The 22,391-nt window shown below is 69.9% G+C and carries 18 protein-coding genes; 9 read left to right on the top strand and 9 right to left on the bottom strand.

What is annotated here, in order from left to right; translation table 11 throughout:
• Window positions 1–152 precede the first annotated feature (152 nt).
• From NUG21_RS03820 to NUG21_RS03805, 4 genes are all read left to right on the top strand, one after another.
• Window positions 153–863 carry a TetR/AcrR family transcriptional regulator gene (locus NUG21_RS03820; RefSeq protein WP_263392333.1) on the top strand — a complete coding sequence of 237 codons (711 nt, stop codon included), beginning with the start codon at window positions 153–155 and terminating at the stop codon, window positions 861–863.
• Window positions 860–4,033, top strand: coding sequence for a bifunctional cytochrome P450/NADPH--P450 reductase (locus NUG21_RS03815; RefSeq protein ID WP_263392332.1), 3,174 nt, complete (start codon window positions 860–862; stop codon window positions 4,031–4,033). The genes NUG21_RS03820 and NUG21_RS03815 overlap by 4 nt, the downstream gene beginning before the upstream one ends.
• Window positions 4,034–4,228: 195 nt before the next feature.
• Window positions 4,229–5,218, top strand: coding sequence for an MBL fold metallo-hydrolase (locus NUG21_RS03810; protein ID WP_263392331.1), 990 nt, complete (start codon window positions 4,229–4,231; stop codon window positions 5,216–5,218).
• A gap of 255 nt (window positions 5,219–5,473) precedes the next feature.
• The gene (locus tag NUG21_RS03805) at window positions 5,474–5,713 is read left to right on the top strand and encodes a DUF1653 domain-containing protein (protein ID WP_263392330.1); all 240 of its coding nucleotides are present in this window, start codon (window positions 5,474–5,476) and stop codon (window positions 5,711–5,713) included.
• A 41-nt stretch (window positions 5,714–5,754) separates the two neighbouring features.
• Here NUG21_RS03805 and NUG21_RS03800 read toward each other — a convergent pair whose 3' ends face one another.
• A complete protein-coding gene (locus NUG21_RS03800; RefSeq protein ID WP_019796750.1) occupies window positions 5,755–5,910 on the bottom strand; it encodes a hypothetical protein in 156 nt (51 codons plus the stop codon).
• 422 nt (window positions 5,911–6,332) lie between these two features.
• Here NUG21_RS03800 and NUG21_RS03795 point away from each other — a divergent pair, with 422 nt between their 5' ends.
• Both NUG21_RS03795 and NUG21_RS03790 read left to right on the top strand, forming a co-directional pair.
• Window positions 6,333–6,926, top strand: coding sequence for a TetR/AcrR family transcriptional regulator (locus NUG21_RS03795; RefSeq protein WP_263392329.1), 594 nt, complete (start codon window positions 6,333–6,335; stop codon window positions 6,924–6,926).
• A gap of 44 nt (window positions 6,927–6,970) precedes the next feature.
• On the top strand, window positions 6,971–7,597 hold the full coding sequence (locus NUG21_RS03790) for a cytochrome b (RefSeq protein ID WP_160945528.1): 627 nt from the start codon (window positions 6,971–6,973) through the stop codon (window positions 7,595–7,597).
• Here NUG21_RS03790 and NUG21_RS03785 read toward each other — a convergent pair.
• Together NUG21_RS03785 and NUG21_RS03780 are read right to left on the bottom strand one after the other, a co-directional pair.
• Complete coding sequence (locus NUG21_RS03785) at window positions 7,594–8,697, bottom strand: ATP-binding protein (RefSeq protein ID WP_263392328.1); 1,104 nt, start codon at window positions 8,695–8,697, stop codon at window positions 7,594–7,596. The two genes, NUG21_RS03790 and NUG21_RS03785, sit on opposite strands and share 4 nt — an antisense overlap.
• Entirely contained in the window at window positions 8,694–9,422 is a 729-nt protein-coding gene (locus NUG21_RS03780) for a response regulator (protein WP_263392327.1), read from the bottom strand. Before NUG21_RS03780 ends, NUG21_RS03785 begins: the two co-directional genes overlap by 4 nt.
• 152 nt (window positions 9,423–9,574) lie before the next feature.
• On the opposite strand from NUG21_RS03780, the gene NUG21_RS03775 reads away from it, so the two are divergent.
• Window positions 9,575–10,723, top strand: a complete 1,149-nt coding sequence (locus NUG21_RS03775) for an efflux RND transporter periplasmic adaptor subunit (RefSeq protein WP_263392326.1) — start codon at window positions 9,575–9,577, stop codon at window positions 10,721–10,723.
• A 15-nt stretch (window positions 10,724–10,738) separates the two neighbouring features.
• Window positions 10,739–13,870, top strand: coding sequence for a multidrug efflux RND transporter permease subunit (locus tag NUG21_RS03770; RefSeq protein WP_263392325.1), 3,132 nt, complete (start codon window positions 10,739–10,741; stop codon window positions 13,868–13,870).
• A 158-nt stretch (window positions 13,871–14,028) separates the two neighbouring features.
• On the opposite strand, the gene map is transcribed toward NUG21_RS03770, so the two are convergent.
• Window positions 14,029–14,805, bottom strand: a complete 777-nt coding sequence (gene map / locus NUG21_RS03765) for a type I methionyl aminopeptidase (RefSeq protein ID WP_263392323.1) — start codon at window positions 14,803–14,805, stop codon at window positions 14,029–14,031.
• Window positions 14,802–15,014, bottom strand: a complete 213-nt coding sequence (locus NUG21_RS03760) for a ParD-like family protein (protein WP_010340731.1) — start codon at window positions 15,012–15,014, stop codon at window positions 14,802–14,804. The genes map and NUG21_RS03760 overlap by 4 nt, the downstream gene beginning before the upstream one ends.
• Window positions 15,015–15,469: 455 nt before the next feature.
• Here NUG21_RS03760 and NUG21_RS03755 point away from each other — a divergent pair, with 455 nt between their 5' ends.
• Window positions 15,470–16,552, top strand: coding sequence for a macro domain-containing protein (locus NUG21_RS03755; protein ID WP_019797250.1), 1,083 nt, complete (start codon window positions 15,470–15,472; stop codon window positions 16,550–16,552).
• Between the two features lie 158 nt (window positions 16,553–16,710).
• Here the strand turns inward: NUG21_RS03755 and NUG21_RS03750 are convergent, their stop codons facing one another.
• From NUG21_RS03750 to NUG21_RS03735, 4 genes are all read right to left on the bottom strand, one after another.
• The gene (locus tag NUG21_RS03750) at window positions 16,711–18,015 is read right to left on the bottom strand and encodes a PQQ-dependent sugar dehydrogenase (RefSeq protein ID WP_263392322.1); all 1,305 of its coding nucleotides are present in this window, start codon (window positions 18,013–18,015) and stop codon (window positions 16,711–16,713) included.
• A complete protein-coding gene (locus NUG21_RS03745) occupies window positions 18,008–18,451 on the bottom strand; it encodes a DUF2231 domain-containing protein (RefSeq protein WP_019798479.1) in 444 nt (147 codons plus the stop codon). Before NUG21_RS03745 ends, NUG21_RS03750 begins: the two co-directional genes overlap by 8 nt.
• Before the next feature lie 185 nt (window positions 18,452–18,636).
• Window positions 18,637–19,806 carry a LacI family DNA-binding transcriptional regulator gene (locus NUG21_RS03740; RefSeq protein WP_263392321.1) on the bottom strand — a complete coding sequence of 390 codons (1,170 nt, stop codon included), beginning with the start codon at window positions 19,804–19,806 and terminating at the stop codon, window positions 18,637–18,639.
• A gap of 75 nt (window positions 19,807–19,881) precedes the next feature.
• Entirely contained in the window at window positions 19,882–22,326 is a 2,445-nt protein-coding gene (locus NUG21_RS03735) for a GH92 family glycosyl hydrolase (RefSeq protein ID WP_263392320.1), read from the bottom strand.
• Window positions 22,327–22,391 lie beyond the last annotated feature (65 nt).

Raw genomic sequence — 22,391 nt, 5'->3', positions numbered from 1 at the left:
GCACGGCACCTCGCCTTGTCGCCGCGTCGGCACCGCCGTGCGCTCGCGTCCCGCGCGAGAACTCCCCCGGGCGCAAATGCCTGCTGAACGACGCCGGCGAAGCCACGCGCAAGTTCATAAATGTACAGCTGGACATTTTTATCTTCGCCAGCATGACCAGGACGACGTCCCACCGCCCTCGCCCGCGCGGCCGCCCGACCAAGGATCAGCCCGACGGCCGCCAGGCCCTGCTGTCGGCCGCGTCCGCCGCCTTTGCCCGGCACGGGTTCGACGGCGCCGACATCCGCACCATCGCGGCCGCCGCCGGGGTCAGCCCGAACCTGGTGCGCGTGCATTTCGGCAGCAAGGCCGCGCTGTGGGACGCCTGCGTGGAGCAGTTCGCGCAGGCACTGCAGCCGCGGCTTGCGGCGATGGCGCAGTTGACCGCAGACCACGCGCGCGCCCTGCCGGCGCGGCTGGCGGATGCGATCCTGCTCATGGCCACCTTCTACGAGACCCATCCGGCGGTGCGCGACTTCGTCGCGCGGGTAGTCTCCGAACGTCCCGAACGCGCCGCGGTGGTCACCGAGCAGTTGCTGCGCCCGGCCTACGCGGCCGGCCATGCGCTGATCCTTGCCGGCATCCGCGCCGGCATCGTGAAGGCGACACATCCCGCACTGTTCTTCGTATTGCTCAACAGCATGCTGAGCCAGCCGCCGGAGTTCCCGCAGCTGCTGGCACGGCTGGCCCCGGAAATCGGCGCCGACGCCGCGCGGACGCGGCTGGTCGAGACCGTGCTCGCCACCCTGCTGCATCCCCCGCATCCCGGCACCGGTCCCGCACCGATCGCCCCATCGCACTTTCCCCAGGAAGGCGCCCCATGACGCAGGCCATCCCGCAACCGCGTTCGCTGCCGCTGCTCGGCAATTTCCACCATCTCGATGCGGATGCACCGGTGCAGAGCCTGATGCGGCTGGCCCAGGTGCATGGCCCGATCTTTCGCCTGCACAGCGGCCCGCTGTCGCTGACCGTGCTGAGCGGACAGGAGCTGGTAGACGAGGTCTGCGACGAAACCCGCTTCGCGAAGAAGCTGCACCGTCCGCTGCAGGCCTTGCGCGACCTCGGCGGCGACGGCCTGTTCACCGCCTACAACGACGAACCCAACTGGGCCAAGGCACACCGGCTGCTGATGCCCGCGTTCGGTCCGATCGGCGTGCGTTCGATGTTCGGGCGCATGGAGGACATCGCCGAACAGATGCTGCAGCGCTGGGAGCGGTTCGGCCCGGACGCGGTGATCGACGTGGCCGACAACATGACCCGGCTGACCCTCGACACGATCGCGCTATGCGCGTTCGACTACCGCTTCAACAGCTTCTACCAGAACGAGATGCATCCCTTCGTCGCGGCGATGGTGGGCGCCTTGGCCGAAGCCGGCACGCGCGCGCGGCGGCCGGATCTCGCCAATCGCCTGTTGGCCCCGGGCCGGCGCCGCTACGAAGCCGACCTGGCGATGATCCGCGGCGTCGCCGAGACCTTGATCGCCGAGCGCAGGGCCGACCCCGCCGCGGCCTCGCGCGAGGACCTGCTCAACCTGATGCTGTACGGCCGCGACCAGGCGACCGGCGATGCGCTGTCGGACGAGAACATCCGCTATCAGTTGGTGACCTTCCTGATCGCCGGCCACGAGACGACCAGCGGCCTGCTGTCGTTCGCGCTGTACCTGCTGCTGCGCCATCCAGCGGCGATGGCGCGTGCGCGCCAGGCGGTGGACGCCGCGCTGGGCACGCAGCCGCCGCAGGTCGAGGACCTGGCCAGGCTGCGCTACATCGAACAGATCCTGCAGGAAACCCTGCGGCTGTGGCCGACCGCACCGGCATTCGCGGTCGCGGCGCGCACCGCGACCACGCTGGCCGGCCGCTACGCGGTGACGCCGCAGGACACGCTGCTCGTGCTCATTCCCACCCTGCATCGGGATCCGACGGTGTGGGAGGCGCCGGAGGCGTTCCGCCCGGAGCGCTTCGCGCCCGATGCGGCCGAGCGGCTCCCGCCCAATGCCTGGAAACCGTTCGGCAACGGCGCCCGCGCCTGCATCGGGCGCGGCTTCGCCATGCAGGAAGCGCAGTTGGTGCTGACGATGATCCTGCAACGTTTCGACCTGGACCTGGTCGATCCGACTTACCAGCTCAAGGTCGCGGAAACCCTGACCCTGAAGCCGGACGGCTTGCGCATCCGCGCGCGTCGCCGCACCGATGTCGCGGTGCGCGCGCGCAGCGCGCTACCGACGGCGCCGCAGAAACCGCTGGCGCCGACGCCGACGCCGGCCCCTGCCGGCACCGCGTCGGGCACGCCGCTGCTGGTGCTGTATGGCGGCAATTCCGGCTCGTGCGAAGCCTTCGCGCAGCGCATCGGCGGCGATGCGGCCGCGCAAGGGTACGCGCCGGTGGTCGCGCCGCTGGACGAGCATGTCGGGCGCCTGCCGCGCGACGGCGCGGTGGTCGTGGTCACCTCCTCCTACGAAGGCCAGCCGCCGGACAACGCACGCCGCTTCGTGGACTGGATCGAATCCCTGGCGGCCGGCGAACTGTCCGGGGTGCGCTACGCCGTGTTCGGATCGGGCAACCGGCAATGGGCACGCACCTACCAGGCGATTCCGAAACGGGTCGATGCCGCGCTGGAAGCGGCAGGCGCCACGCGTTTCAGGCCTCGCGGCGAAACCGACGCCGGTGGCGATTTCTTCGGCGGCTTCGATGCCTGGTACGCAGGACTGTGGGCGGACCTGGGCCAGGCACTGGGAAAGACGGCGCTGGAGCAGACAGCGCACGCGCTGCAGGTCGACATCGTCCCCTCCGCACGGCTCGGTGCGTTGCGGCTGACCGAGCTCGACCAGGGGCACATCGTCGACAATCGCGAGCTGGTCGACATGTCCGCACCGTTCGCGCGCTCCAAGCGGCATATCGAGATCGCCTTGCCGGACGGCATGCGCTACCGCACCGGCGACTATCTCGCGGTGCTGCCGCGCAACCCCGCAGCGCAGGTCGAGCGCGTGCTGCGGCGCTTCGGCCTGGCCAGCGATACCCAGGTGGTCATCGGCCAGCGTCCCGGCAGCGCATCCAGCCTGCCCAGCGGTTATCCGGTGCCGCTGGCGCAGGTGCTCACCGACTACGTGGAACTGGCGCAACCGGCCACGCGCGCACAGGTCGCGCAGCTGGCGGCCGCCACGCGCTGCCCACCCGAGCGCGAGGCGCTGGAAACCCTGGCCACCGAGCCGGCCTATACTGAGGAGGTGCTTGCCAGGAAAACCAGCCTGCTCGATCTGCTGGAGCGCTTCCCCGCCTGCGACCTGGCACTGGGCGCGTTCCTCGGCGCACTTCCGGCCATGCGCGCGCGCCAGTACTCCATTTCGTCCTCGCCGCTGCGCGACCCGGCGCAGTGTTCGCTGACCGTGGCCGTGCTCGACGCCCCGGCGCTGTCGGGCATGGGGCGGCGCCGCGGCGTGGCCTCCACCTATCTGGCCGACCTCGACGCAGGGGCGCTGGTGTCGGTCGCAGTGCGGCCGTCGCAGGCGAGCTTCCATCCACCGGACGATCCGGCCACGCCGATCATCCTGGTCTGTGCCGGCAGCGGCATCGCGCCATTCCATGGCTTCCTGCAGGAGCGTGCGCTCCAGAAGGCCGGCGGCCGCGACGTCGGCGAGGCCGTGCTGTTCTTCGGCATCGACCATCCCGACGTCGACTACCTGTACAAGGACGAACTGCGCCGCTGGCAGGACATGGGCGTGGTCGATGTGCGCCTGGCCTGCTCGCAAGCGCCGCAGGACGGCGTCGCCTATGTCCAGCACCGCATGTGGCAGGACCGCGCGCGCGTGTCGGCGCTGTTCCAGCAAGGCGCCACCGTGTACGTCTGCGGCGATGGCGAACACATGGCGCCGGCGGTGCGCGACACCTTCGTGCGCATCTATCGCGACAGCATGGGCGTCAGCGCCGACGCGGCCAATGCCTGGGCCGATCGGATGGAACGCGAACATGGCCGCTACGTGGCGGACATCTTCTCGTGATGGCGGCGACCCGACGGCATCGGGGCGCTGCGCGACCTGCGTCGCCGCCCGATGCGCAGCGCCATTAGAATCCACTCTGCAGCAGATCCGTGCCGGATAGCGTTCCACCTTGCATCGAGGCAGACGCAGGTGCGAGCTTGCGCCGCTGGCGCGTCACCCTCCCTTCCCCGCTTGCATCACCTGGATCGCGCCTCAATGGCCAACCCCTACTACCGTGGCCCCGTCAGCGACCATTTCGACGGCGTGCGCTTCTTCAACCCCGGCCAGCCCACCATCGACAACGCGCTGGGCAAGGTCCTGCGCTGGAAAGCCGCCAGGGGCGCGGTGCGCTGGCCCGCGCAGGTCCCGGTGGTGCCCGCCGTGCCTGCGCCGCGGCACGACGGCCTGCGCATCACCATGGTCGGCCACGCCACGCTGCTGATCCAGGCCGCCGGCCTCAACCTGCTCACCGATCCGGTGTGGTCGCAGCGCGCCAGTCCTTCGCAGATCGCCGGGCCCAAGCGGGTGACGGCACCGGGCATCCGCTTCACGGACCTGCCGCCCATCGATGCGGTGCTGTTGAGCCACAACCACTACGACCACTTCGACCTGGCGACCTTGCGCACGCTGCACGACGCGCACCAGCCGCTGTTCGTGATGCCGCTGGGCAACGACGTCCTGTTGCGCAAGCGTGTCCCCGATGCGCGCATCGCGACCGGCGACTGGCACGACCGGCTGCCGCTCGGCGACGCCGCGACGGCGACGCTGACCCGCGCCAACCATTGGTCCAGCCGCGGCATCGCCGACCGCAGGATGGCGCTGTGGTCCGGCTTCTTCATCGAGACCGCGCGGGGATCGGTGTGGTTCGCGGGCGACACCGGCTACGGCGATGGCGCCATCTTCCGCGAGATCCGCGACCGCCACGGCGCGCCCGACGTGGCATTGATCCCGATCGGCGCCTACGCGCCGCGCTGGTTCATGGCGCCGCAGCACATCGACCCGACCGAAGCGGTGCGGATCTTCCAGGACACCGGCGCGCGGCGCGCGCTCGGCATCCATTGGGGCACCTTCCAGCTCACCGACGAAGGCCGTGAGGAGCCCCGCGAGGCGCTGTCCGCCGCACTGCACCTGGCAGGCCTCGCCGCCGCCGACTTCGTCGCCGCCGAGCCTGGGCAGGCCTTCGACTTCGCCGATCCGGCGCCCTGACACGCCGAAGTGAAGCGTGCGGCGACGATGGACGGGTGCCTCTCAGACGTCGGTACCAGAGATTCCACCGTAGGAGCGGCTTCAGCCGCGACGGGCATTCCTAGGAATGCTCGTCGCGGCTGAAGCCGCTCCTACGAGACGCGTTCCGTCGTGACGATGCGCGAGCCGCCGCGGTTGGCGGTCGGGCATTGCGAAGTAAGAGAGCGCGCAGGCGCAGACGGCTACACTCGCGCTCCCGCCCACCAGGACACCGTCATGCGCGACCTCAGCCCCCTGCCTTCCATCGCCCTGGGCCGCTACCGCCACTTCAAGGGCGGCGAGTACGAGGTGCTGGGCGTGGTCCGCAGCAGCGAGACGCTGGAACCGCTGGTGCTGTATCGGCCGCTGTACGGCGAAGGCGCGATGTGGGTGCGACCGTATCCCATGTTCGTCGAGCAGGTGGAGGTCGATGGCGTGCGCCGCCCGCGCTTCGCACCGATCGACGCGGACGCCTGAGCCGCGCGGGCGATGGCCGCCGCCTTGCCTGACGCGGCGCGCTAGCGCTTGGACGCGCTGTCCACGTCGCTCTTGGTGGCGGCGTGATCCTGCGCGGGGCGGTTGCGGTTCTTCTTGGCGCGGGTCACCAGATACAGCATCGCAGCGATGAGCAGGACGAACAGTCCGGCGACCCAGGGCATCAGCGTGGTGTCCATTCGACACTCCAGTTCGGTTGTGCAGTGGCTACCAGAGCACAGGCGCAGTGAAGGCCTTGGCTAGCGCACGTCGCGCAGCGCCATCTGCGCAGCGCATGCGCATGACGAGCGACTTTCATCGATCGTTCCTGGCCCGGCTCGTCGGCGTCGTTTGGACGGGCGCAGAGACACGCCCCGCATCACGTGAACTTGCAACCGATGACTCCAGACGCGTGGCCAGGGCGCTATCGATGCCTGGGACGCCGGGCAGGGGCATTCGCGAGGAGCGCGGCAAACCACGTGTGCGGGGTGCCTTCGTGATGCCAAGGCGTGCCGGCTGCCACCACCCAAGCGGCCCTGCACCGCCTCGACCCCAATCAATGCATTGACATACGCCCTGTACGCAAATAACGTACGCGACGTATGTGAATGAGATCCCCTCAATGCACCAGCGCCGCAGCCGCCGCGAGATGATCGAGACCACCCGCGCCAGCCTGCTGGCCGCGGCACGGCAGGCATTCGCCACGCAGGGCTTCGCGCATACCTCGATGGACGTGTTGACCGCCGAGGCCGGCCTCACCCGCGGCGCGCTGTACCACCACTTCGGCAGCAAGGACGGCCTGCTCATCGCGGTCATCGAGCAGATCGAGGCCGAGGTGGGCCTGCGCCTGCAGGCGGTCTCCGACGCCGCGCCCACACCGTGGGACGGCTTCCGCCGCCGCTGCCGCACCTACCTGGAGCTGGCGCTGGAGCCGGAAATCCGCCGGATCATCCTGCAGGACGCGCGCGCAGTGTTCGGCGACGTGCCGCCGGCGGCGCAGTCGGTGGGCATCGCCGCGCTGCAGGCGGCGCTGCAGGCCTTGATCGCCGCCGGCACGGTGGCACCGCTGCATGCCGGGGTGATGGCTCGCATGCTCTACGGCGCGATCACCGAGGCGGCGTTCTGGATCGCCGAGCCGGATGCCGACCTGCACGCGCGACTGGCCGATGCGCTGGCCGCGCTGGACCGGCTGCTCGACAGCCTGCGCACGCGCTGATCCCGCAGCGCTCCCCGTTTCGCCACCCGCCCAGGATCACGCATATGCACTGGCGCAACACCGCACAGCGCTTCGGCGCCCTCGCCAAGCTGTTCCACTGGACCACCGCCGCCGCCTTCATCGGCGCGTATGCAGTGGTGTACTACGTCATCTGGTTCATGGACGACACCTCGGACGCCTCCCTGCCGGTGCTCAACCTGCACTGGGTGCTGGGCCTGCTGGTCGGATTCCTGGTGCTGCCACGACTCCTGTGGCGCTGGCTCGACGTGCAGCCGGAGGATCCACCAGGTTCGGCGCTGGAGCACCGGCTCGCGCATCTGGCGCACTGGGGTCTGTACGCACTGCTGATCGTGATGCCGCTGACCGGCTATATCGGCACCGGTGCGCCGACCGACCTCGGCCTGTTCCGCATTCCCGGCTTCAACGAGACCGCGCTGTTCGCCTGGATCAGCCGCACCTGGCAACTGAGCTGGGAGGCGTTCGAAGCGCCAATCGACGTGGTGCACCACTTCATCGGCAAATGGATCGCGTGGGGAGTGGTGCTGCTGCACGTAGCCGCCGCACTGTTCCATCACTGGGTACGGCGCGACGAGGTGCTGACCCGCATGCTGCCGTGGCGCGTGGCGCGTGTCCGTGGTGATGTGACGCCGCCTGAGGCAACGCGCGCCTAGCGTCGCTCCGGGACCTGCGCCGCGCGGGCCACGGCCGCCCCCGATGCCAAGGGCCAGCGCACCTCGAACCGCGTCCCGCTGCCGGCGGGCAGGCACAGCGCATCGCCGCCATGCGCTACCGCAATCGCCTTGACCACCGCCAGGCCCAGGCCGCTGCCGCCGCTCTTGCGCGAGCGCGACGGATCGCCGCGGCGGAAGGCATCGAATACGCGCGCGGCGATCTCCGGCGCGATGCCGGGGCCGGTGTCTTCCACGTACAGCACGCACTGGCCCGCCTGCGCCTGCACACCGACCCGCAGGGGGCCCGGCTCGGCGTAGTGCTGCGCGTTCTCCAGCAACGCCATCAGCGCCTGGCGGATGCGCACCGCATCGCACAGCACCGGCGTGTGCAGCGCCAGCGAGGATTCCAGTACCAATCCGCGCGCGGCCAGGCTGGCGGCGAACGCATGCAGCACCGCCGCCACTTCCTGGGCCAGGTCGGCCGGCGCCTGCTGCAACTCCAGGTGCCCGCTGTCGGTGAGGCTGAGCACGCGCAGGTCCTCGATCAGCCGGTTCAGGCCTTCGACCTGCCGCAACAGGCTCTCGAACGCCGCCACGTCCGGCTCGAACACGCCCTCGGCCAGGCCCTGCAGGCGTCCGCGCAGGATCGTCACCGGCGTGCGCAGTTCGTGGGCGACGGCGGCATTCCAGAACGCACGTTCGCGGGTCATCGCCTGCAGGCGATCGGCCATGGCGTTGAAGTCGCGCACCAGTTGCGCGGTCTCGCCCAGCGCATGGGCGTCCATGCTCGCGCGCGCATGCAGATTGCCCTGGGCGACTTCGCGCAGGCTGTGCGCCACCGAGTTCAACGGGGTCAGGATGCGCCGCGACAGCCGCACCGCCACCGCCACCGCGATCGCCACGGCCAGCGCTGCGGTGGCGCCCATCCACATCATTTCGACGTGCGACGGCACCCACGTGTCGGAGATGCTGTCCGGCTGGTAGGCCACCGCCAGCGCATAGAACACGTAGGAGCCGACCACCGACAGCAGGATGATCCACAGCGCCAGCGCCCCCAGCGACAGGATGACCTGGCGGCGCAGCCCGGGGGCGCGGTTCATGTGCCGGACCCGAAGCGGTAGCCGACGCCGCGCACGCTGGCCGGCGTGCCCTGCACGCCCAGCACCTCCAGTTTCTTGCGCAGCTTGCTGATGTGGCTGTCGATGGTGCGTTCCTGGGTGTCGCCTTCCGGCAGGCAGGCGTCGAGCAACTCGGCGCGGCTGAACACCCGCTTCGGCGCGCGCATCAGCCGCACCAGCAGCTTGAACTCGGTGAGCGTGAGGTCCAGCGTGTGCCGGGCCTCGCCCACGCGCACGCTGGCCTCGTGCTGGTCCAGGTCGATGTGGAAGGCGCCCACGCGCAGGCTGCGCGCCTCCTCGCCGCCATTGCCGCGGATGCGCCGCAGCACCGCCTGCACCCGCGCCACCACCTCGGCCGGGTTGAACGGCTTGACCACGTAGTCGTCCGCACCCAGGCGCAGGCCCATCAGCTTGTCGATGTCCTGGTCCAGCGCGGTGAGCATGATCACCGGCGTTTCGCCGCGGTGGCGCAGTTCGGCCAGCACCTTCCAGCCGTCCACCGCCGGCAGTTGCACGTCCAGCAGGATCAGGTCCGGGTCCAGCGCCAGGTGCAGGTCCAGCGCGGCGCGGCCATCGGCGGCGTGGGCGCTGCGCAGCCCGCTGCGCGCCAGGTAGGCGCTGAGGATCTCGGCGATCTCGTTCTCGTCTTCGGCGATCAGGACCAGTGGCGCGGACCCGGGCGCGGCGGCCGGAGAGGAAACGGACATGGCGTGGCGGCGGAAACACGTCGGCCCGAACGGGCGGATCTCCATCATATCTCCACACAGCATCGAACGCCGCGCAACCCGCGGCCGCGACCATGCGCGGCTTTGGCGTCCGCCGCATCCGCGGGGGCAGCGACGAGGCACGACGTATGGGCATGCGGCAACAGGGACGGACTCTGGGCATCGGTGGGGCGCTGGCGTTGGTCCTGTCCGGCTGCGGTGGCGGCACGCAACCGCAGCCGGAGGCCACACCGGTACCGGTGACCGCGGTGACCCTGCAGCCGACCCCGATGACGGTGAGCGTGGACCTGCCCGGGCGCGTGGCCGCGGTGCGCAGCGCGCAGATCCGCCCGCAGGTCGGTGGCATCGTGCAGCGCCGCTTCTTCGAGCAGGGCGCCGACGTGCGCCGCGGCGATGCGCTGTTCCAGATCAATCCGGCGCCGTTCAAGGCCGAGGTGGACACCGCCGCGGCGGCACTGCATCGCGCCCAGGCCGCGCAGATCCTGGCCGACGTGCAGCACGCACGGCTGCAGCGCCTGCTGGAGTCGGGCCTGGTCAGCCGGCAGATGTACGACGACGTCGCCTCGCAGCGCACGCAAGCCGCCGCCGCGGTGGCCGAGGCGCAGGCGACGCTGGCGCGGCGACGGCTGGACCTGGCCTTCGCCCGGGTCGATGCGCCGATCGGCGGCCGCATCGACCAGGCGCTGCTCACCGAGGGCGCGCTGGTCTCGCCAAATGACAGCGCGCCGATGGCGGTGATCCAGCAGATCGACCAGGTCTACGTCGACGTGCGTCAGTCCGCCGCCGATCTGGACCCGCTGGATCCGGCCGCGCGCGCGCAGGCGGCCGCCGGCGATGGTCTGCCGGCGCAGATCCTCGACCGCAGCGGCATGCCCTCGGGGGTGAGCGGGCGCGTGCTGTTCTCCGGCATCAACGTCGATGCCGGCACCGGCGACGTGCTGCTGCGCATCCTCGTCGACAATCCGCAGCGGCGCCTGCTGCCAGGCATGTACGTGCGGGCCAGAGTGCCGCGCGCCCATTACGCACAGGCGCTGCGCGTGCCGCAGCAGGCGATCACCCATGTCGGCAAGCGTGCGCAGGTATGGGTGCTGGACGCCAATGCGCGCGTGCGCAGCGCGACGGTGGAGTTGGGCGAACTGGTGCAGGGGCACTACCGCGTCGTCGCCGGCCTGCAGGCCGGGCAGCAGGTGGTGGTCGAAGGCATCGACCGCCTCAGCACCGGCGCGCGGGTGGACGCACGCGCATGGCAGCCGCCGGCGGTCGCCACCGCAGCCGCGGACTGAGTCGGGGACGCCGTCATGCCACAGTTTTTCATCGAGCGCCCGGTCTTCGCCTGGGTGATCGCCTTGTTCATCGTGTTGTTCGGCACCCTGGCCATCGGCCAGTTGCCGGTGGCGCGCTATCCCTCGGTGGCGCCGCCGTCGGTGTCGCTGACCGCGTCCTACCCCGGCGCCACGCCGCAGACCCTCAACGACTCGGTGGTGAGCCTGGTCGAGCGCGAGCTGTCGGGGGTCAAGAACCTGCTGTATTTCGAGTCCACGGTGGATACCTCGGGCAGCGCGCAGATCACCGCCACCTTCAAGCCCGGCACCAATGCAGAACTGGCGCAGGTGGACGTGCAGAACCGCATCAAGGCGGTGGAACCGCGCCTGCCGCAGGCGGTGCGGCAGAACGGCCTGCAGGTGGAATCGGCCGCCTCCGGCTTCCTGATGCTGGTCGGCCTAACCTCGCCGGACGGGCGCTACGACGAAGTGGCGCTCAACGACTATCTGGCGCGCAACATCGTGCAGGAACTGCGGCGCATCGACGGCGTCGGCCGCGTGCAGCTGTTCGGCGCCGAGCAGGCCATGCGCGTCTGGGTGGACCCGGACAAGCTCATCGCCTACGGCCTGACCATGACCGAACTGGCACAGGCGATCGAACAGCAGAATGCGCAGATCGCCCCCGGCCGCCTCGGCGACGAGCCCGCCGTGCGCGGGCAACGCCTGAGCGTGCCGCTGACCGTGGCCGGGCAACTGACCACGCCCGCGCAGTTCGCCGCCATCGTGCTGCGCGCCGGCAACGACGGCGCGCGGGTGACCCTGGGCGACGTGGCGCGGGTGGAACTGGGCGCGCAGTCCTACGGCTTCTCCAACCGCGAGAACGGCGCCGCCGCCACCAGTGCGGCGATCCAGCTCTCGCCCGGCGCCAATGCGGTACGCACCGCGCAGGCGGTGAAGGAACGCCTGGCGGAACTGGCCGCGAGCATGCCGGCCGGCATGACCTATTCGATCCCGTTCGACACCGCGCCGTTCGTGAAGCTCTCGATCAAGCAGGTGCTCAAGACCCTGCTCGAAGCGATGGTGCTGGTGTTCCTGGTGATGTACCTGTTCCTGCAGAACGTACGCTACACGCTGATCCCGGCCATCGTCGCGCCGATCGCGCTGCTGGGCACCTTCGCGGTGATGCTGCTGGCCGGCTTCTCGATCAACGTGCTGACCATGTTCGGCATGGTGCTGGCGATCGGCATCATCGTCGACGACGCAATCGTGGTGGTGGAGAACGTCGAACGGATCATGGCCAGCGAAGGCCTGCCGCCGCGGGAGGCGACGACCAAGGCGATGCGCGAGATCACCGGCGCGGTGGTCGGCATCACCCTGGTGCTGACCGCGGTGTTCATCCCCATGGCCTTTGCCAGCGGGTCGGTGGGCGTGATCTACCAGCAGTTCACCCTGGCGATGGCGGTGTCGATCCTGTTCTCGGCGTTCCTGGCGCTGACCCTGACCCCGGCGCTGTGCGCCACCCTGCTGCGCCCGGTCGCGCCCGGCCATCACGCCAAGCGCGGTGTCTTCGGCGCGTTCAACCGTGGCTTCGAGCGCCTGGCGGGCGGCTACGCCACGCGCGTGACCTGGCTGCTGCGACGCGGCGGGCGGGTGATGGCGGTGTTCGCGGCGCTGTGCGTGGCGCTGGTCCTGGCGATGCGCATGCTGCCCTCGGCGTTCCTGCCGGAAGAGGACCAGGGCTACTTCATGACCTCGATCCAGTTGCCCACCGGCGCCACCAGCGAACGGACGCTGGACGTGGTCGAGGCGTTCGAGCGCCATGTCGCCACGCGCCCGGCACTGGCCTCCAACCTGGTGATCCTGGGTTTCAGCTTCTCCGGCTCGGGCACCAACGCGGCCATGGCCTTCACCATGCTCAAGGACTGGGACCAGCGCCACGGCGCCAGCGCGCGCGACGAAGCCGAGCGCGCGCAGCAGGCGATGGCGACCTTGCCCGAAGGCACGGTGATGAGCCTGCTCCCGCCGGCCATCGACGAGCTCGGTACTTCTTCCGGCTTCACCGTGTACCTGCAGGACCGCGGCAACCGCGGCGAGGCGGCACTGCTGGCCGCGCAGGCGCAACTGCTGGACCTGGCCGCGCGCAGCGACGTGGTCAGCGATGTCTATGCCGACGGCCTGCCGCCGGGCAAGAGCATCCACCTGGAGATCGACCGCCAGCAGGCCGAGGCCATGGGCCTGTCGTTCGCCGCGGTCAGCAACACGTTGTCGGCGGCGATGGGCTCGCTGTACGTCAACGATTTCCCCAATGCCGGGCGCATGCAGCAGGTGATCCTGCAGGCCGACGCCGCATCGCGCATGCAACTGGACGACGTGCTCGACCTGCGCGTGCGCAGCGACGGCGGCGGCATGGTGCCGCTGCGCGAAGTGGTACGCGCCAGTTGGACCGACGCCCCGCAACAGTTGATGCGCTTCCAGGGCTTCCCGGCCGTGCGTATCGCCGGCGGTGCCGCGCCGGGCATGTCCAGTGGCGCGGCCATGGCCGAGATGGAACGGCTGGCCGCGCAACTGCCGCCCGGCTTCGCGGTGGCCTGGACCGGGCAATCGCTGCAGGAGTGGCAGTCCGCCGCGCAGGCGCCGCTGCTGATGCTGCTGTCGGCGCTGGTGGTGTTCCTGGTGCTGGCGGCGCTGTACGAGAGCTGGTCGATTCCGCTGTCGGTGCTGCTGGTGGTGCCGCTGGGGCTGCTCGGCGCGGTGGCCGCGGTCATGCTGCGCGACCTGCCCAACGACGTGTTCTTCAAGGTGGGCCTGATCACCATCATCGGCCTGTCGGCGAAGAACGCCATCCTCATCGTCGAGTTCGCCAGGCAACTGCACCGCGACGGCCAGGGCCTGGTGGAGGCCGCGACCAACGCCGCGCGCCTGCGCCTGCGCCCGATCCTGATGACCTCGCTGGCCTTCGCCCTGGGCGTGGTGCCGCTGATGCTGGCCAGCGGCGCCAGCGCCGAGACCCAGCACGCCATCGGCACCGGCGTGTTCGGCGGCATGGTCAGCGGCACCGTGCTGGCGATCTTCTTCGTGCCGGCGTTCTTCGTCTGCGTCGTGGGGCTGCAGGAGCGGGTGGCGCGCTGGCGTGCGCGGCGCCGCGGCGGTGCGTCAGTCGAGAACTAAACCGGCATGTCCATGCGTCGAGCCAACGCGCCGCTGGCGCTGCCGCCCCTCTCCGTAGGAGCGGCTTCAGCCGCGACGCGACCAAGCATGACGAGAAGGTCGTCTCTCATCGTTGCGCAGCATCGTTCGCATCCACACCACAGCGCCGATCGCCGCCCTCACCCCACCCGGCACACCGGCACTTCGCCCGGCCGCAAGGTCAGCACCCGTACGCCGCTGGCGGTCACCGCCACGGTGTGCTCGAACTGTGCCGATAGCTTGCCGTCGCGCGTGTGCACCGGCCATTGCTCGGGCAGCGAGCGGATCGCCGCGCGCCCCTGGTTGAGCATCGGCTCGATGGTGAACACCATGCCCTCGCGCAGCTCCAGGCCGGTGCCAGCATGACCGTAGTGCAGAATCTGCGGTTCCTCGTGCATGGCGCGGCCGATGCCATGCCCGCAGTACTCCTTCACCACGGTGTAGCCCTGCGTGCGCGCATGCCGCGCGATGGCGTGGCCGATGTCGCCCAGTCGCGCGCCCGGACGCACTGCGGCGATGCCCTTCCACATCGCCTGGTAGGCTGCCTGCACCAGCCGCCGCGCCGGATAGGCCACTTCCCCCACCAGGTAGGTGGTGCTGGAGTCGGCGATATAGCCGTGCTTCTCCAGCGTGATGTCCAGATTGACGATCTGCCCATCGCGCAGCACATCGTCGGCCGACGGCACACCGTGGCAGACCACGTCGTCGATGGAAGCATTGAGCACGAACGGGAACCCGTACTGGCCCTTGCTCGCCGGCCGTGCGCCCAGTTCGTCCACGATCATCCGTTCGACCAGATCGTTGAGTTCCAGGGTGCTGCGGCCCAGCAGCGACATCCCGTCCAGCCGGGCGAACACTTGCGCCAGCAGGCGCCCGGACTCCGCCAGCAGCGCCAGCTCGTCCGGCCGCTTGATCACGTCCGCCCCGGCGTCACCGCCTGCGGCCGCACCCCCGCCGCGCGCAGCTCGCGCGCCACGATGTCCTGGAACGACAGCTCCGGATTCATCTCGCACAGCATGCCGACCTTGATCCAGAAGTTGGCCTGCGCGTTGATCGACCGGCTGGTCACCGTGCAGGCGCGGCGCAACTGATCGTGCAGGTCGTCGTCGATGTTGACGATGCCCATGAGTGGGCTCCCAAAATGGAGGATATATGGATCGTATACGATTCATATGTGGCCAGCAAGCCGCCCACGTTGTTGTTCTGCCCAGATCAGCCGCGACGAGGCATCGCCGGTAACCCGTCGCGGCTGACGCCGCTCCTACGACCGAGGCTCGTTGCCATCGATGGGAGGCCTTGCGTCGGCGATCGCATGCAACCCGCACCGTCCCCACTGGGTCGCCAATCTCAAGACATGAGACGCTGCTGCCGCATGCTCGCGCGCTCCCCGCTGCTGCCATGGCCGCCTTTTCGCTGCAGGACGCTGTTTGCGCACGTGCGCTGACGCGTCATCACCGCGGCCACGCCGGCCCGTCCTGGGCCAGGCCATGCACGGCACCCACCGCACCCGCGGCGCGTGCTGCCCGTCGCGGGCGACCGGTCGGCGCTGGCTCGGGGATTTCTCCATCGACGGATCGCAGCATGTTCAAGGCACGTATCGGCGACCTGTTCGCCAGCCACGCCCAGGTCTACGCGAATGCGGTCAATTGCGCCGGCATCATGGGCAAGGGCATCGCGCAGGAATTCAAGCGGCGCTACCCGGCCATGTTCGAAGACTACGCGGCGCGCTGCCGGGAGGGCCGCGTGCGTATCGGCGAACCGTACCTCTATCAGGATGCCAGCGGCATCCGCATTCTCAATTTCCCGACCAAGCGCCATTGGCGCGCGCCGTCGCGGCTCGAGGACATCGCCGCAGGGCTGGACTACCTCGCCGCGCGTCTGCGCGAATGGGACGTGCGCAGTCTTGCCCTGCCGCCGCTGGGGTGCGGCAACGGCGGCCTGGCCTGGGGCGAGGTGGGTCCGCTGATCTACCGCAGACTCGCGCACCTGTCGGTCGACATCGAGGTCTATGCGCCCTACGGCACGCCGCTGGCGCAGCTCGAGCCCGCCTTCCTGTCGCAGCCGGCGTATGGGTCGGCCGAAAGCAGCGGCACGCGGGTCGCGCCCCAGCCAGGCTGGATCGCGATCATGGAAGTGCTGCGGCGGCTGCAGGCCCGGCCGGAGGCGCGGCCGATCGGGCGTACGCTGTTCCAGAAGCTCTGCTGGGCCATGACCGAACTGGGCGTGCCGACCGGGCTAGCGTTCGGCAATGCCGGCCGCGGACCGCGCCAGGGCGATGTCCGGTCCATCCTGACCGACTTGGCCAACCGCAACTGGCTGCACGAGCAGCCGCAGGGACGCACCATGGCGCTGCGCGCCTCGCCCCAGTACGACAGGGAGCATGCCCGGTTCGCCAAAACATATGCATCCTACGAAGCGGAAATCGCCAAGGCCGTGAACCTGTTCGCCCGGATCAGGAACACCGACCAGGCCGAAGACCTCATGACGGTGTTCCAGGCCGCACGCCATCTCCAGGCGGCGCATCGTGGACAGCTGCACGACGCACAGCAACTCCTTGCCCATCTGCGTGACGCACAGGCGATTGGGGAATCTGAAGAAGCCCAGCGTGCGGCGGCCGCGATGATCGACACGCTGCTGGCGCTGGATTGGATCCGCTTGCGCTGAGCGTGGCGCTGCGATGGCGCGCCACCGCGCAGGTGTTGCAGCACGAACCTCCGCAATGCGACACCGCGGCACGACGTCATGGCCGGCGCCCGTGCAGCCCGCTGCATCGCGTGCAGGCGCCGCCGCTCACGTGCAGGTGAGCGGCGTCACGCGATCGGTCAGAAACGCACGCGCCAGACGCTGTTGCCGACGTCGTCGGCAATCAGCAGCGCGCCGTCCTTGTCCTGCGCCAGGCCGACCGGGGCGCCGAACAGCTGCGACTCGTCCTGCGAGTGGAAGCCGCTGACCACGGTCTGCGGCGGGCCGACCGGCCGGCCCTGCCGGAACGGCACGTACACCACCTGGTAGCCGCTGAGCGGCGAGCGGTTCCAGCTGCCGTGCTCGGCCACGAACGCACCTTCGCGGTACTTCGCCGGCAGCGTATCGCCACGGGAGAACCACAGGCCGAGCGCGGCCACATGCGAGCCCAGCGCGTAGTCCGGCCTGATCGCCTTGGCCACCAGATCCGGGCGCTGATCCTTGACCCGCACATCCACGTTCTGTCCGTAGTAGCTGTACGGCCAGCCGTAGAAGCCGCCGTCCTGCACCGAGGTCAGGTAGTCGGGCACCAGGTCGGCGCCGATCTCGTCGCGCTCGTTGGCGATCGCCCACAGCTTGCCGGTGCGCGGCTCCCACTGCAGCCCGGTCGGATTGCGGATGCCCGAGGCGAAGATGCGGCTGCTGGCCGAGGCGACGTCCACTTCCAGGATGGCTGCACGGCGGTACTCCACGTCCAGCCCGTTCTCGCCGATGTTGCTGTTGGAGCCCACGCCGACGTACAGCTTGCGTCCGTCGGGGCTGGCCAGCAGTGCCTTGGTCCAATGGTGCTCGATCGTGCCGGGGAGATCGGCGAACAGCGTGCCGGGCGCGGTGATCTCGGTCTGGCCCGCGACGTAGGGGAACTTCATGATGTTGTCGGTGTTGGCGACATACAGCGCATCGCCGATCAGCTGCACCCCGAACGGCGAGTGCAGCCCCTTCAGGAACGCATGCTGCTCCCATCGGCCGTCCGCGGTCCTGCGCAGCAGGGTGATGCGATTGCCGCCCTTGGCGCTCTTGCCGGAGCGGCTCTGGACCAGCCCCGCGATCAGTTGCTTGGGCGTGGTGACCGGTTCCATCCCCGGCGAATTGGCTTCCACCACTAGCACGTCGTCGTTGGGCAGCACGTACAGCTGGCGCGGATGTTTCAAGCCTCCGGCGATCTTCTCGATCTTCAGGCCCGCCGCCACCGTGGGCGCCTGCCCCTCCTTCCAGCCCACCCCCTCGGGAACCTGCATCGGCGGCAGCAGGAAGTTGCGCGGCTGCGGCAGCGGCGGCGCGTTGCCCGCCTGTTGGGTCGGCTCGATCGAAGCCTTGCCGCTGCAGGCGGCCAAGGCCACCGCGCAGCTCAGCGCGAAGACGGACAGGCACAGGCGCTTAGCCATGGGCGTAGCCCTCGCGTGGCATGGTGCGGATGGCAATGAGCACATGCCCGATCGCCAACAGCGCCACCGTGGCGATCGAGAGCCAGAGCCCTGCCGGGACCACCGCATACGCATCGCGGCTGTGCACGAAGGAATTGAAAACGGCGGCGACGACGGCGAGCAGGTTCAGCCAGAAGTCGAGCCGTTCCACCGGCAGCACCGAGCGCCGCGAGGTGATCCAGACCTGCACCAGGTTGATCAGGCGCGGCACGATGGCGATGACCAGCCCGATCGCGATCAGCCAGGCAGCCGCCTTGGTCCACAGGATCACCCCGCTGCGGACGTAGACGATGTCGAAGATCAATGCGGCGACGAAGCAGCCGAACGGAATGGGATTGAGCAAGCCGTAGATGGCGTTGGCCACCACGGAACGGCGCGGTGCAGTCTGCAGAGGCATGAGACGGCTCTCGACGAAAGGAAGAAGGGGGCGAAGCGCTCGCTCACCACGAACCCGCGGAACATGCCGCTGTGAGGGTGAGACCCACTATCTGCCCGCCCCTGTCTAGAGGGCGTCGCGATGGCACTGCACACAATGACTTGCCATCCCGCATGGCTGCCGCGGTCGCAGCCGCGTTCGCCGCGCTAGGTGCGTGCGGGCGCGACCGGCGCTCCGCTGCTCTCGCGCACCGACAGGCTCACCGGCACGATCGTCCTGCGCGGCGCTACGGCGGCGTCCAGCCGCCCCAGCACCAATTGCGCCGCCTGGCGACCGCGGGCGCGCGGCTGCGCGGCGAGCGTGGTCAGCGCGGGCGTGCTCACCGCGGCCTCGGGGATGTCGTCGAAACCGGTGATCGCGAAGTCCCGGCCAGGGCGGATGCCGCGCGCGAGCAGGCCCAGCATCAGCCCGAGTGCGACGGTGTCGTTGTAGCAGACCGCCGCAGTGGGCGGCGCGTCGTGGACGAACAATTCGCCATGGCGTGCCGCCGCCTCCAGGCGATTGGGCGCCGACTCGATCAGCCAGGCCGGGTCGACCGGCAGCTTGGCCTGCCGCATCGCCTGGGCATGGCCGGCGCGACGCTGCCGGCAGGAACTGGAGTCGGCATGGCCGCCGTAGAAGGCGATGCGGCGGTGGCCGAGCGCGATCAGGTGCTCGGTGGCCAGTTGCGCGCCGCGCTGGTTATCCAGGCCGAGGAAACTCCAGTCGTCGGCGCCGGCGAGTTCGCGGTTGAACAGCAGCACGTTCGCGCTTGCACCCAGCACGGTGTGCAGTTCCGCAGCGTCGCTGCCCTCGGCCGGCGACAGGATCACGCCGGCCGGGGTGTGTTCCATCAGCGAGGCCAGCACGGCCTGCTGCCGCGTGGGCGATTCGCCGGTGCTGCCGAGCAGGGTCACGTAGCCCTGCTCGCCCAGCGCCTCGTCCACACCGGCGGCGAATTCGGCGAAGAACGGATTGGCCAGGTCGTTGATGACCAGGGCCACGCAGGTCGAGGTGCGCCGACGCAGATTCGCGGCGCCACGGTTGTAGACGTAGCGCTGCCGCTTCAGCTCCGCTTCCACCCGCGCACGGGTGTCGGCATGCACCAACGGACTACCGCGCAGCACCAGCGACACGGTGGCGCGCGAGACCCCGACCGCATCGGCGATGTCGGTGACAGTCACCACCCGCTGGCGATCGCGCGCGGTGGCGGCCGGCGCGGTCTTTTTGGCCTTGGCGGCCGGCTTCGTCGTGCCCGGTGCCGCCTTGCGCGAGGCGGTCTTGGCGGCCTTGGCACCGCCTGCGGATGCGGTTCGAGATGGACGCTTCTGGCGCATCGGATCGATTCCTTTCGGACGAGGCGCCCAGCCTAAACCATCGGCTGCGCGCCCCTGCCGCGAGACGGCGCGGACTCAGTGCCAGCGCAGGCTGGCGGTGGTGTTCGGCGCCGCGCACGGCGACACCGGCAGGTCCTGCGGCTGCGTGCCCCACCCCTGCGGCTGCGGCGCATCGCGCAGGTCGAAGCGCAGGCGGCCGCCCTGGCGCAACTGCGCCCAGTCCAGCCACACCGGCGCGTGCGCACGGCCATCCAGCGACACGCCCCCGACATAGCGCAGCTTGCCGTCGCCGGCCTGCGGCGCCTCGATGCGCAGCGTGCGACCTGGCGCCACGTCCAGTTCGACGCGCGAGAAACGCGGCGCGTGCAGCAGGAACTGCCCGGTGCCCGGCACCGCCGGATACAGGCCCATGACGCTGAACAGGTACCACGCCGACATCGTGCCCAGGTCGTCGTTGCCGGTGACGCCGTTCGGCGCATTGGTGAACAGCGTCTGCGCCGCATGCAGCACGGTGCTGGTCTTCCACGGCTGGCCGATCAGCGTGTACATCCACGGCGCATGCAGGTCGGGTTCGTTGTTGGGGTTGTAGCGGAACTGGGCGTAGTAGCTGTACGGCCCCACCACCCATTCCTTGCGCGCAGCGCCGGCCGGATCGGCCAGCAGCGCGTCGTAGGCGAAGAACGCGTCCAGGCGTCGCCCGGTCTGCTCGGGCCCGTGCATCGCCTCCACCAGGCCCGGCACGTCCTGCTGCGCCAGCCACTGGTACTGCCAGGCCGTGCCTTCGTGGAAGCCATGCTGCGAGCGCGGATCGTAATGGCCATCCGACGGCGTGTACCACGCACCGTCCTCGGTGCGCGGCCGCGGGAAACCGGTGAAGCCGGTGTCCGTGTCGCGCACCGACGGATCCCAGATCGACCGCCAGTTGCGCCCTCGCCGGTTCAGCACCGCCGCGTCCTCGGCATGGCCCAGCGCGCCGGCCATGGCCGACAGCGAACAATCGGCCAGTGCGTACTCCAGCGTCGCCGAGCCGCCATGGTGCGGGTCGACGTCCATGCCCTTGGACGGGAACGCGCGGTCGTACTCCACGAACCCCTGCGCCAGGTAGTTGGCATTGCCGGAGCGCCCGGCATGCCGCGAGTTCAACGGCGGCATCTCGAAGGCGTTGCGGCGCAGCGCAGCGTAGGCCTCGGCCTCGCGCCCTTGCAGCGCGCCGAAGCGCCACAGGTCGACCAGGAACGGCGTGACCGGATCGCCGGTCATCACGTTGCTCTCGAAGTTGGCATAACCCCAGCGCGGCAGCCAGCCGCCTTGTGCATTGATGGCCAGGATCGAGCGCGCGATGTCGGCGGCGCGCTGCGGCCGCAACAGCGCCAGCAACTGGTTCTGCGAGCGGTAGGTGTCCCACAGCGAGAAGAACTCGTGGTAGGTCCAGCCATCGGCATGGTGGATGCCGTCGTCGTAGCCGCGGTAGCGGCCATCGGCATCGCTGCCGGTGAGCGGCTGCAGCAGCGCGTGGTACAGCGCCGTGTAGAACACCACGCGGTCGTCGCCGCTGCCGCCGTGCACGCGTACGCTGGCCAGTTCCTTGTCCCACGCCTGCTGCGCGCGGGCGCGCATGGCGTCGAAGCCGAGCAGGCGGCCGTTGGCCATGCCCTCGCTGCGCAGGTTGTTGCGCGCGCCCTCGGCATCCACGTGCGAGATCGCCGAGATGGCGGTGACTGAGCGGCCCTTGCCCAGGTCGAAGGTGAGCCACGCGCCGCTCGGCTTGCCCTCGCCCTCCATGCCGTGGCGCGATCCCGGCACGCCGCCGGCCTCGCCCCAGGTACCGAAGGCCTTGAACGGGCGATCGAACTCCAGGCGGAACCAGGTGGTGTACTGGTGGCCGCCGCAGAAGCTCTGCGTCACCAGCTTGCCTTCCACCACGCGATCGCCGACCACGGTCAAGGTGCTGCCGGTGACCGTGTGGCGGGCGTTGGCCTGGCCGATGTTGACCAGCACATGGCCGTCGCCCGAGGTGGAAAACGTATAGCGCTCGGCCGCGGCGCGGGTCAGCGCGGTGGCCTCGGCATCGATGCCGCCGTAATCGGTCAGCCGCACCTTGTAATAGCCGGCCTGGCCGCGCTCGCCGTCGTGCTGGTAGCGCGCACCGTAGCGGGTGTGGTCGAAGGCCCTCGGATCGCCCGTATCGAAATCACCGCCGGGACCGATGCGCCCGGTCACCGGCAGCACCGAGACCTGCCCGCCCTGTTCCCAACAGCCGGCGCCGGACAGGAAGGAATGGCCGAAGCCGCGGATCTGCGGATCGTCGTAGCGCCAGCCGGCGTAGTGCGCGCCGATCGGGCTGACCTGGATCATCCCGAACGGGGCCGACGCGCCGGGAAAGGTATTGCCGTCGTCCTTGCTGCCGATGAAGGTGTTGACCTCGGCACTGAGCCGCGGCGCGGCGGCCAGTGCCGGCGTGGTCAGGAGCAAGGACAGGGCGAGTGTGCGCAGCAGGGAAGGCAGCGGGGAAGACGTCATGCGATGGGTCCTGTGGTGAACGACCGCGACAGGCGCGACGGCGCGATCGTGGACGACGAAAGCAG

The organism is Xanthomonas sp. CFBP 8445 (assembly GCF_025666235.1).
In the GTDB taxonomy this organism is placed as follows: domain Bacteria; phylum Pseudomonadota; class Gammaproteobacteria; order Xanthomonadales; family Xanthomonadaceae; genus Xanthomonas_A; species Xanthomonas_A indica.
Note: the sequence above shows the minus strand (reverse complement) of the source record. Positions and strands in the feature narration are given on the sequence as shown.